Source organism: Sphingomonas sp. PSPC2-2 (genome assembly GCF_049897725.1).
GTDB lineage: Bacteria > Pseudomonadota > Alphaproteobacteria > Sphingomonadales > Sphingomonadaceae > Sphingomonas.
The window spans coordinates 247,075-259,555 of sequence record NZ_JAFCWU010000006.1; the positions used below are offsets into that span (position 1 = coordinate 247,075).

Sequence of the window (12,481 nt, forward strand, 5' to 3'; positions counted from 1 at the left end):
GCGCAAGCATCACGATGCCGCGCCCCGCCGCCGCCGTTCGCCCTTGCGGTCCTTGCGGACGGTTTTGGCGTGCTGGCGCGCCTGCTGCTTCTTGACCGCGCGGCTTGGCGGGGGTGGCGATTCGAGCGGCATGGTGTTGCCCAGCATCTCGTCAAAGCCCAATTGCTTGAGGCTTTCGGCGAAGTGCGTCGGCAATTCGGCCTGGACGTCGATCGCGCCGCCATCTGGGTGATCGATGCGAATCCGCCTGGAATGCAGGTGCATTTTGCGCGAGATATTGCCGGTGAGAAACGCCGCCTGCCCGCCATATTTGCCGTCGCCGACAATGGGATGGCCGATCGCTGCCAGATGTACGCGCAACTGGTGCGTGCGGCCGGTATAGGGGATCAGCTCGAGCCAGGCGGTGGTGGTGCCCGCCATTTCGATCACGCGGTAGCGCGTGCGCGCCGGGCTGCCTTCTTTCTCATCGACATGCATCTTCTCGCCGCCAGAACCGGGCTGCTTGGCGATTGGCAGTTCGATCATCCCGTCCTCGATCGACGGCACGCCGACGACCAGCGCCCAATAGGTTTTCCGGGCGGTGCGCGAGGAGAAGGATTTGGAGAAATAGGCGGCGGCGCGCGCGGTGCGGGCGATCAGCAACGCGCCGGACGTGTCCTTGTCGAGCCGGTGGACCAGCTTTGGGCGGCCCTCCATGTCATCCTGCAAGGCATCGAGCAGGCCGTCGACATGCTCGATCGTCTTGGTGCCGCCTTGCGTGGCGAGGCCGGGCGGCTTGTTGAGCACGATCGCCTGGGCATCGCGATGAATGACCATCTCTCGCGCAAAGGTGATCTCGTCATCGCTGAGCGGCGGTCGTTCGCGCTTGACCGGGGCATCGACCCGGACCGGTTCGGCGGGCGGTACCCGGATCGCTTGACCGGTGGCGACGTGATCGCCGGGCTTGGCGCGCGCGCCATCGACGCGGAGTTGGCCGGTGCGCGCCCATTTCGCGACCGTGGTGTAGCTGGTGTCGGGCAAATGCCGCTTGAACCAGCGGTCGAGCCGGATGCCGTCATCGTCCACGCCAACAGTGAACTGGCGGACATCGGAGGTTGCTTTGGTGGGGCCGTCGCTCATGCCGCCACCCGCACGGCGGTGAGGCCGACGAACACGGCGAGAATCGACCCGATTACCGAGACGAGCACATAGCCGAGCGCCGTTCCGATACTACCGCGCTCGATCAGCGCGATGGTATCGAGCGAGAAGGACGAGAAGGTGGTGAAACCGCCGAGCACGCCGACGCCGAGCAGCAAGCGCCACGCCTCGCTGTTTGGGTGGCGCGCAAGAATACCGGCGAGCACCCCCATCGCCAGCCCGCCGACCAGATTGACCGTCAGCGTGCCATAAGGGAAATTGGGGCCGAACCCGGCGAGCGTGGCGCGCCCGACGAGTAAGCGCGCGGCCGAACCGAGCGCGCCGCCCGCCATGACGAGGATAAGATGATACATGAGGGTGCGTTAGCGCGAATTGACACAAAAATGAACCTTTTCCCCAACGCCGCCGCGCAGGGGGTGGTTTTGTGGCCGAGCGGCGTGGGTATCGCGCCGTCGAAACCCAGCTTAATTGCCGTTATTGGCGATCAGATCGACATCGGTGCCGCCATCGCGGCGCGGCGTGAGGAACAGCACATAGGCCCCGCCATCCCGGTCGCGCGTGCCGCCCAGCGTATGCTGGGTCCCGTCCGACTGATGTTCGGCGGTGAAGCCGGTGTTGGTGACGCGGGTATAATACCAATCGACCACGGTTTGCAGCCGCGCATTGGTCGAGAAGCTGACCGCGCGCAGCGCGCACGCACCGGTGTTCGCGCCGGCGGCCTCGGTCACGCGCGCGCCGGGGTACAGCGGGACATCGGCGGGGAGGCGATCGGCCCAGCTCGCCGAATAGCGCAGTGCGCCAGCGCAGGCGCTGGTGCGGCGGTTCGTCTGGCGCGCGGCGAGCGCGCCCAACGTCAGTGATTCGCGGGCGGCGGTGCAGCCGGGGCAATCCTTGCTCGGCGCTGGGGCGGATTTGATCGTTTCGCTGGTGGAGGCTCCGGCGGATCCGGGGGTTCTGCCCGGCGGCTGTGCGATGCCGGTTGGCGGTACGCCGCCCGAATACGGCTGTGCCGGTGGTCGGACGCTGTCCGCATTGGCATGTTGGGTGAGCGCGGGATCGACCATGATCTGGTCGTGCAGCGCCGCGGTCATCGCCGGGTCGCTGACATTGGCGTTGCCCGAGCCCGCCTCGACCAGTTCGTTATCGAGCGAATCGAGATTGCGGTCGTCATCGCGCTTGCCGCACGCCAGCAGAGCGAGCGGCAAAGCCACGGCGCTCAGGATGCGGAGGCGGATGCGGACCATCGATCGAAAGCTCCAATATCGGTCTCCGCTTTTGCACCGGGTTCGGTTAAAAAATCGTTGGGCATAGCGGCGCGGTGCCATCGTCGGTTGCGCGCGGCAGCGGGGGGCGTCATGATCCGCGCATGGGCTTTGTCGTCAATCTCTTCTCGATTCTGGTGGGCCTGTTGGCGCTGCCGGTGGCGTTGGTCGGGCTGGTGCCGTTTTTCGGAATCGCCAATTATCTCGCGCTGCCGATCGCGGTGGTCGGCGCGGCCATCGGTGTTTTATCGGGGCATAAGAGTGGCCGTAACTTCAATATTTTCGTTATCGTCGTTGCGGTGGTTCGCCTGATCCTTGGTGGTGGCTTGCTGTAACGGCAAACGGCCCGACGCGGGCGCGCCGGGCCGTTCGTTTTGTCGCCAAAGAGGCTTTAGCGGCAGATGACCTTGCCGCGATCGATCGACTGGCCGAGCAGCGCGCCCGCACCGCCGCCGAGCAAGGTGCCGAGCGTGCGCGAACCGCCACCCGCCAGGCTATTGCCGAGCAGGCCGCCGGTCAGGCCGCCGATGATCAGCCCGGTGGTGCCATCGCTGCGACGGCAATAATAACGGTTGTCGCTGCCGCGATAGATGCGGTCGTTCCGGCCGAGACGGCGCGGCTGGTAATAGCGGCCATCGCGATAATAACGGTCGGCATAATAGGTGCGCTGGCCCGGCTCGTAGCGATTGTAATCATAGCTGCGATATTGCTGCCAGTTGGCCCGACGGTCGTCACGACGGTGGTCGCCGCGATCACGGCCGTCATCGCGACGGTCGCGCCCCTCATCGCGGTGATCGCGACCGTCATTACGCGGGTCGGCGCGTTGATCGGGTCGATCGCCGCGCTGGTCCTGGCGGTCGCCGCGATAGTCCTGCGCGGTGGCGGGAAGCGCGGACAGGGCGGTCGCGGCCATGGCGGCGGCGAGAAAAAACGTGCGCATGCAAAATGCTCCTTGCGGTAATCCGTGTTGGATCATGGACAGAACACACCGGCACGCACGAGGTTGCGTGAACGCAAAACTACACTGCGTTCACGCCCCCGCAAGGAAAGACCGTCGTCGAATTTCTTGCCGTAATTACGCGTTGAGAGAGTGGGTTAGCGTGATTTCGGCATTGAGAACTTTCGACACCGGGCAATTCGCCTTGGCACCGGCGGCAATTGCCTCGAATTGCTCGGGCGAAATGTCGGCGATGGTCGCCTTCAGGTCGAGCGCGGATTTGGTGATGGAGAAACCGTCGCCATCCTTGTCGAGCGTCACCTTCGCGGTCGTCTCCAGCTTGCCGGCGCTGAAACCGGCACCGGCCAGCGCGAAGCTGAGTGCCATGGTGAAGCAACTCGCATGCGCCGCAGCGATCAATTCCTCGGGGTTTGTGCCGATGCCGTCTTCGAAACGGCTGCTGAAGCCATATTGCGTGTCCGACAGGACGCCCGATTGCGTGGAGACATGGCCTTTGCCGTCCTTGCCAAAACCGTCATAGCTGGCCGATCCGCTGCGTGTCGTCATGCTCATTCTCCAATAAAAAGGCGCGGACCGTTGCTGGTCCGCGCCTGATATAGGGTCATCGTGTGACGTTGCTTAGTTGCAGCGACGGTCCGCCGTGCTGGCACGATCAATCGCCCGTCCGCCGAAGGCACCAGCGACGCCGCCGAGCACGGTGCCCAAGGTCTTGTCGCCATGGCCAGCGACCGAATTGCCCAGCAGCGCGCCGCCGACGCCGCCGACGATCAGACCGGTGGTCCCATCGGAATGGCGGCAATAGCGACGCCCGTCGCGGCCCTGATATTCACGCGGCTGATAATGGTGGCGGCGTGCCTCGGCCTGCGTGGTCGGGACGACCATGGTGGCAGGAATCGCGACGGCGGCAGCGCTGAGCGCGAGGATGAAGGTACGCATATGATTTTCTCCCATGAGGTGCGACTTGCTTTGAATCAATCTCGCTAACGTAACGATCTCGATTGTACTTAAGTTTCATGAACCTGAAATAACCGTGTGTTCAGGTAAATGTAGGGCGAAGGCAGCCTGCTTTACGCGCGCGATATTATCCCCGTTATCCACAGTATTCACAGGGTGGCCTGGTCATTTCAGGGCTTGGCGCGACTCGCGGCCCATGACAGCATCTGGATTGTAAGCAGCGGATGAAGAAGCGGGAAACCGAAGAAACATCAGCTACTTATGCTGCGAGAGATGGTATGGTGCCGCTCGGAAACCTGCGATCGGTCAGCAGCGGAAGGATGGCAAGGATCGTGCGGCGTCGCTTTGCGCAGGCAAGGCGCTTCACCGGCGATTACGAGACGCCCTTCCAAATATATCCTGGCCCGGTCGTTCCGCGACGAAGGGGCAGGATGTAGGTGACGGACGGTCCGCGCGCCCCTTCTTTCACGGGGAGAGGGCGATGGGCCGAAGATCGCCGAAACGCGTCGGTCGATGTCCTCTGGGCGCGGTCGAGGCGAGCCGCCAAGACTGAATGGCGCGGACGCTTCCTTCCCGGGCAGTGTCCAGCGCATTCGGATGAGGCGACAGGGGGTCGGCAGCAATGTCGGCCCCTTTTGCGGTGTCGGCGCTTATCGCGGCTCCTCGGCCAGGATGACCTTCGCCCGCGCGCAATCCTGTTCCATTTGCGCCGTGAGCGCGTCGAGCGTGTCGAATTTCGCTTCGGGCCGCAGATACTCGATCAAGGCGACCTCGATCGTCTGGCCATAGAGATTTTCGGAAAAATCGAAGAAGAACGGCTCGAGCAATTCCTTGGGGGGATCGAAACTCGGGCGAATGCCGAGATTGGCTGCGCCATCGAGCACGCGCCCGTCGGGCAAGCGCCCGCGCACGGCATAGATGCCATAAGCCGGGCGCAAATAGCTGCCCATATCGAGATTGGCGGTGGGATAGCCGATCGTACGGCCGAGCTTGTCGCCATGCTGCACCGTGCCCGCCACCGCGAACGGGCGCGTCAGCAGCCGTGCCGCGCCACGTGGGTCCCCCGCCTCCAGCAGCGCGCGGATTCGGCTCGAGGAGACGGGTTCTCCGTCGAGCATGACCGGGCCGACGGTATCGACCGAAAAGCCGTTCTTGCGGCCGAGATCGGCCAGCACCGCGACCGTGCCGCTCTTGGCCTTGCCGAAGGTGAAGTCCTCGCCCGTTACGACTCCGCCGATGCCGATCGTGTCGAGCAGCCGGTCGCCGACGAACTCCACCGCACTCAGCGCGGCGAGTGCCGTATCGAACTGGAAGACGATCATCGCATCGGCCCCGGCTTCGGCGAACAGCCGCTCGCGCTGGTCGAGCGTGGTCAGGCGGAACGGGGCGGTGTCGGGACGGAAATGGCGTACGGGATGCGGATCGAAAGTGGCGACCAGCGCCGGGCGACCCTCCGCGCGCGCGCGTTCCACCGCGCGACCGACCACCGCCTGGTGGCCAAGGTGAAATCCATCGAAATTGCCAAGCGCGACGATCCCCGCGCGCAAGGCTGCGGGAACCACCGAGCCGCCGTCGAGCCGCTGCATGAGCGCGCTATACGGCCCGGTTTGCGGCTGCGCTAGGGGCGATCCCGGCCTTGAGGACGCGCAGGACATTGCCGCCCATCACCTTGGCGATGTCGCCGTCGCTGAAGCCGTGATCGATCAGTGCCTGCGTCACGGCGGCCAACTGGCTGGCGTCAAAGCCCGTGGTCACCGCGCCGTCGAAGTCCGATCCCAGCCCGACATGATCGATCCCCGCCACATCGCGCACATGCGCAATCGCAGCAGCGGCGGCGGCGGGCTGTGTCGAGCAGATCGCCGCATCCCAATAGCCGATCCCGATCACGCCGCCGGTGCGGGCGATGCCGCGAATCTCGTCATCGGTCAGGTTGCGGTTGACCTTGCAGGTCGCCTGCACGCCGCCATGGCTGGCGACGACCGGGCGCTGTGCCATCGCCAGCACTTCGGCAATCGTCGCGTGGCTGGAATGCGCGACGTCGACGACCATGCCGAGCGCCTCCATCCGTCGCACCACCTGCCGACCGAGCGGGGTAAGCCCGGCTTTGGCCTCGCCGTGCATCGACCCCGCCACTTCATTGTCGAAGAAGTGCGCGAGCCCCGCCATACGGAAACCGGCGCGATACAGGACATCGAGATTGGCCAGCTTGCCCTCAAGATCTTGCAGGCCCTCGATCGAGAGCATCCCGCCGACCACCTTTTTCCCGCCCGCGCGATCCGCCAGCAGCCGGTCGAGATCGGCAGGTGAGCGGATCACCCGCAACTGACCGTTTGACGCAGCCGCGTAGCGATCCAGCTTTTGTGCGTGCCACAGCGAGCGTTGCAGCAGCGATCCCCAGGTGCGCGGGGGCTGCAGATCGGCGATGGCGAGCGCGGTGATATTGTCGGTATCGGACGGGTTCGCGTCGTAATTCTGGCCCTTGGGCGTCTTGGTCACCGAGGAGAACACTTGCAGCGTATAATTGCCAGCCAGCAGGCGTGGCAGATCGATTTGCCCGCGCTCCGACCGGTCGAGCAGGCTACGCTGCCACAGCAACGTGTCGGCGTGCATGTCGGCGATTTGCAGGGTCGCGTGCAGCGCGCGGGCGCGCGGCGTGATTTTGAGCGGGATCGCGACCACCTGGTTCATCGACCGTTCGACGATGCCGGGGGCGAGCGTGAAAAAGGCAAGCGCGGCAACCAGCACCAGGCCCAGTACGGCCAGCAAGATCCTGCGCATCGAAGTCGCTCCCCGTCATGCCGGACTTGTATCGACGCCTTTGCCGTGTCCGATCCAGCGCTTGATATGCTGCGCGCTGGCGGCGGGAGCAAGCCCGCAGATGGCGATTAGGGCCGGTCCAGCGTCACGAAGCTATAGGCCGGGCGCGTGCCCTCGGCGGGATGGTCTTCGCGCGCGGTTTCGTGCCAGCCCGCAAACGCCGGAACGATCGCGTCGCCTGCGGGCATCAAGTGAACCTCGGTCAGTTCGACCCGGTCCGCCAAAGGGGTAAACAGCGCGAAGATTTCGGCCCCGCCGATTACCGCGACGTCCCCGTCGCCCGCCAACGCCAATGCAGCGTCGACCGAATAGGCCACCTCGGCACCCGGCGCGGACCAGTCGCGATCGCGGGTCAGCACGATATGGCGACGACCGGGCAGGGGGGCCGGGAAGCTCTCGAAGGTCTTGCGCCCCATCACCATCGGCGTGCCCATCGTCAGCGCCTTGAAACGCTTGAGATCGGCCGGGAGGTGCCAGGGCAAGGCACCCTCGGCACCGATGACGCCATTGTCGGCGCGCGCGAGATAGAGCGTGATCATCCGCCCCTCATGCCGCGCCGCGCCGCTGATGGCGAGGGAAGATCTAGCGCGCGTCGGATCGGTGCCGATCGCGGCTTAGAACTTCTTTGTCGCCGATACGCGCACCGTCATCGATCGCGAGCCGGGGCCGCCCCTTCCACCCAAGTCGATTCCGGTGGTCCAGCCGTCGCCGGGGTTGATTCCCAGCCCGATTTCGAACTGGACCTCGTCCCGCAGCCAGTCGTTATTGGTGATGCTGTACTGCGATGGGCCCCCGAGATCGGCATAGTCCAGCAACTGCGGACTGGCTTGATTGAACTCGTGACGCCATTCGAACCGGGCACGGGGCGCAAAGGCACCAAGGTGCAGGGTCGCCCGGCCGCCGGCAACGCTGGTCAACGATTCGAGCGTGCGAGGATCGAAGGTCAGGCTGTAGACCCCGGCTCCGGTCTCGGCATAGGCCCTGAGCTTGGCGTTGAGATACTCGGCGCGTCCGTAGAGCGAATAGCTGAGCCGCCCGGTGCTTTGGTCGATTCCCGCGCTCAACGATCCGAACAGCATCGACCCGTTGCGGTGACCGACGGCCAGCGACCCGCCAAGCGCCGCGCGCCGTGTGTTGAACGAGAGATCGCCATATCCCAAAACCCCGTCGATAAAGGCACCAGGCGTGGGCCTGAAGCTGCCATAAGCGGCCCCGACCCAGGTGTCGGCGGTCAGATGGCCGGCATCGGCGGTGCCGACCCGCGTGCGCTCTTCGCCGCCGCCGCCGCCCGCGCCGACCGTGAGATCGTCCGACAGTTTCAGGTCGGCACCCGCGCTCAAGCCCGAGCTCGAGATCGACAGCTTGGTGCGGCGCGTCGTCGCGTCGCGCGTCCCGACACTGATCGCGCCGCCGCTCCAGATCGCGATCGACCCGATCTTGCGCGGTCCGGTGTCGCCACTCTCGTCGGCCACCGCTCCGACAGCGGCTGCGGTGCTGGCGGACGTCGCAGAGCCGGTCGCCATGCCACTGCGGGAACCGGTTGGGGTCCGTAATCCCATCGCGCCCGTCACGCCCGTTGGCGAGGCACCCGGCTGCAGAGTCCCGGTTGAGGAAACGCGCAGGCCTTCGGCTCCCATCACTTCATTGGCATGTTCCATCTTGAGCGCGGTTTCGGGGGCGATCCCGTCGAACCGGCCGGGGCGCCGGAAGGTGCCGCCATCACTGCTGCCGAGTGTGATCCCGATCGGGTTGTTGCCGGTGCTGCCACCGCCGCCATGGAGCTGTTCGTTGCGGCGACCGAAGTTCTCGATTTGCGCCCGGGCGAAATCGCGGGTCGCGGTGTCTTGCGCATCGATCAACCCGCGCACGACCGGGTCGGCCGAGGGGTCGGGGCGACCCTTCACGGTGACGGTGACGGTGGCCGCCGCCGACATCCCGAACGTGTTGCCGATCGTATAGGTCACGACCGTCGTTCCGCTGAAGCGGGGGCTGGGCTGGATCTGCAAGCGATAGGTCCGCGCGGAGGCCGTGCCGTCGGCGATGAGGGTCGCCGTCGCGGAGTCGGCTGGCGACACACTGACGATGGCGGCTTGCGTGAACGGTCCGCCGACAGCACCGCTCGAAATATCGACCGTGACCGGCTGATTCTGGTCGGTCGTCGTTACCAGATTCGCGGCGACCGGTGCGGTCCCCTTCACCGTGATGTCCACCGTCGCGAAGGTCGAGCTGCCGCCGGGCCCGACCGCTGTGAACGTGAAGCGATCAGGTCCCTGGTAACCGGGGGTCGGGGTGTAGACCGCGACAAAGCGGGGGGCTGCGACGGTCGCGCCCAGGGGCAGGGTCGGGGTGGCAACGGCAGCGCTCCGCTCGAGCCCCACCGCGCCTGGTTGCAGGGGGTTGGCGATCGACACGCCGGTGAAGCTTGTACCGGTCCGCTGGATCACCACGGTGCCGTGCTGCGGGGGCGTAGCGATCGTCACGTCGGTGACGTTGCCCGAAATCAAAGTGCTGAGGTCGATCGAGGCTGGCTGATTGTTGGTGACGGTCTGCGTAACGGCGACGGAGGTGTCGCGGACGACGGGCGGCGCGGGCAACGCGATCTGCAAGCTGAAGGTCTGGCTGACCCGGCTCGGCCCGTCGCCGGTGGAGCTGTCCGAAGCGGTGATCGTCACGCTGAACGATCCGTTTGCGGTGGGCGTTCCGGCGAGTGTTCCGTTCGTTGCGAGGGCAAGGCCAGATGGCAGCGCGCCGCCCGTCACCGCAAAGGTATAGGGTGCCGTTCCGCCAGACGCCGTCAGCGATACGCTATACGCGACGTCCTGCTGGCCCGCCGGCAAGCTGGTTTGCGTGATCGCAAGCGCAGGCGTGGCGACGGTGAGCGTGACGGTGGCAGCGGCCGAGGTGCCGCCGGGCCCCGTGGCGGTATAGGCGAAGCTGTCGCTGCCATAATAGCCGCTCGTCGGGGTGTAGGTGATGACATCGCCAGCAATGCTGGTGGTGCCGTGCGCAGGCGCTGAGCTGACGGTGAGGCTTGAGTGCACACCGCTGACCGAGGCGGTCAGGTCGATCGGGGTGGCGGTGTTATAGCCAACGCTGGCGCTCTTGGCGGCAACGGTTGGGGCGGCAGGTGTCGCGACGGTCAGCGTCACGGTGGCAGCGGCCGAGGTGCCGCCCGGCCCCGTGGCGGTATAGGCGAAGCTATCGCTGCCATAATAGCCGCTGGTCGGGGTGTAGGTGATCACGTCGCCAGCAATGCTGGTGGTACCGTGTGCGGGCGCGGTGCTGACGGTGAGGCTGCTATGCACACCGCTGACCGAAGCGGTGAGATCGATCGGCGTCGCGGTGTCATAAGCGACGCTCGCGCTCTTCGCGGCAACGCTGGGGGCAGCGGGCGTCGCGACGGTGAGCGTGACGGTGGCAGCGGCCGAGGTGCCGCCGGGACCGGTGGCGGTATAGGCGAAGCTATCGCTGCCATAATAACCGGTGGTCGGGGTGTAGGTGATCACGTCGCCCGCAATGCTGGTGGTACCGTGTGCAGGGGCCGTGCTGACGGTGAGGCTGCTATGCACGCCGCTGACCGACGCGGTGAGGTCGATCGGGGTGGCGGTGTTATAGCCAACGCTGGCGCTCTTGGCGGCAACGGTTGGGGCGGCAGGTGTCGCGACGGTCAGCGTCACGGTGGCGGCCGCTGAGGTGCCGCCCGGCCCGGTGGCGGTATAGGCAAAGCTGTCGCTGCCATAATAGCCGGTGGTGGGGGTGTAGGTGATGACATCGCCAGCAATGCTGGTGGTGCCGTGCGCGGGGGCCGTGCTGACGGTGAGGCTGCTATGCACGCCGCTGACCGAGGCGGTGAGGTCGATCGGGGTGGCGGTATTATAGCCAACGCTCGCGCTCTTCGCGGCCACGCTTGGGGCAGCGGGCGTGGCGACGGTCAGCGTGACGGTGGCGGCACTCGACGTGCCGCCGGGCCCCGTGGCGGTATAGCCGAAGCTGTCGCTGCCATAATAGCCGGTGGTCGGGGTATAGGTGATGACATCGCCAGCCACGCTGGTGGTGCCGTGCGCAGGGGCTGAGCTGACGGTGAGGCTGCTATGCACCCCGCTGACCGAGGCGGTCAGGTCGATCGGCGTCGCGGTATTGTACGCAACGCTCGCGCTCTTGGCGGCAACGGTTGGGGCGGCAGGTGTCGCGACGGTCAGCGTCACGGTGGCAGCGGCCGAGGTGCCGCCCGGCCCCGTGGCGGTATAGGCGAAGCTATCGCTGCCATAATAGCCGCTGGTCGGGGTGTAGGTGATCACGTCGCCAGCAATGCTGGTGGTACCGTGTGCGGGCGCGGTGCTGACGGTGAGGCTGCTATGCACACCGCTGACCGAAGCGGTGAGATCGATCGGCGTCGCGGTGTCATAAGCGACGCTCGCGCTCTTCGCGGCAACGCTGGGGGCCCCGATATAGCTGAACTGGTCGGCGGCCGAGGTCGCGCTGGTGCCGCCGGTAGTGGTGACGCGCACGTCGACGGTGCCGGTGCCTGCAGGGGCGGTGGCGGTGATGCTGGTCGCGCTGTTGACGGTGAAGCTGGCGGCGGCGGTCGCGCCGAAGGTCACTGCGGTCGCGCCGGTAAAGCCGGTGCCGGTGATGGTGACCGAGGTACCACCGCTCGCCGGGCCCGAGCTGGGCGAGATGGCGGTGATGGCGGGGGCCGCGACATAGCTGAACTGGTCGCTGGCCGAGGTCGCGCTGGTGCCGCCAGGGGTGGTCACGGTCACGTCGACGGTGCCGCTGCCAGCCGGAGCGGTTGCAGTGATGCTGGTCGCGCTGACAACGGTGATGCCGGTTGCAGAGGTCGCACCGAACTTGACGGCGGTAGCCCCGGTAAAGCCGGTGCCGGTGATGGTGACCGAGGTACCGCCGCTCGCCGGACCCGAGCTGGGCGAGATCGCGGTGACGGTTGGAGCCCCGATATAGCTGAACTGGTCGGCGGCCGAGGTCGCGCTGGTGCCGCCGGTAGTGGTAACGCGCACGTCGACGGTGCCAGTGCCTGCAGGGGCGGTGGCGGTGATGCTGGTCGCGCTGTTGACGGTGAAGCTGGCGGCGGCGGTCGCGCCGAAGGTCACTGCGGTCGCGCCGGTAAAGCCAGTGCCGGTAATGGTGACCGAGGTACCACCGCTCGCCGGACCCGAGCTGGGCGAGATCGCGGTGATGGCGGGGGCCGCGATATAGCTGAACTGGTCGCTGGCCGAGGTCGCGCTGGTGCCGCCAGGGGTGGTCACGGTCACGTCGACGGTGCCGCTGCCAGCCGGAGCGGTTGCAGTGATGCTGGTCGCGCTGACAACGGTGATGCCGGTTGCAGAGGCCG

General features: G+C 66.3%; 11 protein-coding genes. 1 reads left to right on the forward strand and 10 read right to left on the reverse strand.

Going from position 1 to position 12,481, the window contains the following annotated elements; genetic code table 11:
* Window positions 1-9: 9 nt before the first annotated feature.
* The 3 genes from ACP7BY_RS13100 to ACP7BY_RS13110 form a co-directional block, all read right to left on the reverse strand.
* A complete protein-coding gene (locus ACP7BY_RS13100; RefSeq protein WP_033963110.1) occupies window positions 10-1,119 on the reverse strand; it encodes an RluA family pseudouridine synthase in 1,110 nt (369 codons plus the stop codon).
* On the reverse strand, window positions 1,116-1,490 hold the full coding sequence (gene crcB, locus ACP7BY_RS13105) for a fluoride efflux transporter CrcB (protein WP_033963108.1): 375 nt from the start codon (window positions 1,488-1,490) through the stop codon (window positions 1,116-1,118). The genes ACP7BY_RS13100 and crcB overlap by 4 nt, the downstream gene beginning before the upstream one ends.
* A gap of 111 nt (window positions 1,491-1,601) precedes the next feature.
* The gene (locus ACP7BY_RS13110) at window positions 1,602-2,381 is read right to left on the reverse strand and encodes a hypothetical protein (protein ID WP_033963106.1); all 780 of its coding nucleotides are present in this window, start codon (window positions 2,379-2,381) and stop codon (window positions 1,602-1,604) included.
* 122 nt (window positions 2,382-2,503) lie between these two features.
* Between ACP7BY_RS13110 and ACP7BY_RS13115 the strand changes: the two genes are divergently transcribed.
* Entirely contained in the window at window positions 2,504-2,734 is a 231-nt protein-coding gene (locus ACP7BY_RS13115; RefSeq protein ID WP_033963103.1) for a hypothetical protein, read from the forward strand.
* Window positions 2,735-2,790: 56 nt separating this feature from the next.
* On the opposite strand, the gene ACP7BY_RS13120 is transcribed toward ACP7BY_RS13115, so the two are convergent.
* The 7 genes from ACP7BY_RS13120 to ACP7BY_RS13150 all read right to left on the reverse strand — a co-directional run bounded on the left by ACP7BY_RS13120 (window position 2,791) and on the right by ACP7BY_RS13150 (window position 12,401).
* Entirely contained in the window at window positions 2,791-3,339 is a 549-nt protein-coding gene (locus tag ACP7BY_RS13120; protein WP_033963101.1) for a glycine zipper 2TM domain-containing protein, read from the reverse strand.
* Between the two features lie 135 nt (window positions 3,340-3,474).
* Entirely contained in the window at window positions 3,475-3,903 is a 429-nt protein-coding gene (locus ACP7BY_RS13125; protein ID WP_033963195.1) for an OsmC family protein, read from the reverse strand.
* A gap of 72 nt (window positions 3,904-3,975) precedes the next feature.
* Window positions 3,976-4,293, reverse strand: a complete 318-nt coding sequence (locus ACP7BY_RS13130; protein WP_033963191.1) for a glycine zipper 2TM domain-containing protein — start codon at window positions 4,291-4,293, stop codon at window positions 3,976-3,978.
* 668 nt (window positions 4,294-4,961) lie between these two features.
* Window positions 4,962-5,897 (reverse strand): bifunctional riboflavin kinase/FAD synthetase, encoded by a 936-nt coding sequence (locus ACP7BY_RS13135; RefSeq protein ID WP_126848909.1) that lies wholly within the window; start codon window positions 5,895-5,897, stop codon window positions 4,962-4,964.
* Window positions 5,898-5,904: 7 nt separating this feature from the next.
* Window positions 5,905-7,089 carry a dipeptidase gene (locus tag ACP7BY_RS13140; protein WP_033963099.1) on the reverse strand — a complete coding sequence of 395 codons (1,185 nt, stop codon included), beginning with the start codon at window positions 7,087-7,089 and terminating at the stop codon, window positions 5,905-5,907.
* Between the two features lie 107 nt (window positions 7,090-7,196).
* Window positions 7,197-7,667: a dihydrofolate reductase gene (locus ACP7BY_RS13145; RefSeq protein ID WP_033963098.1), complete on the reverse strand. Its 471-nt coding sequence runs from the start codon at window positions 7,665-7,667 to the stop codon at window positions 7,197-7,199.
* A gap of 75 nt (window positions 7,668-7,742) precedes the next feature.
* Entirely contained in the window at window positions 7,743-12,401 is a 4,659-nt protein-coding gene (locus ACP7BY_RS13150) for a beta strand repeat-containing protein (RefSeq protein WP_426288161.1), read from the reverse strand.
* Between the last annotated feature and the right edge of the window lie 80 nt (window positions 12,402-12,481).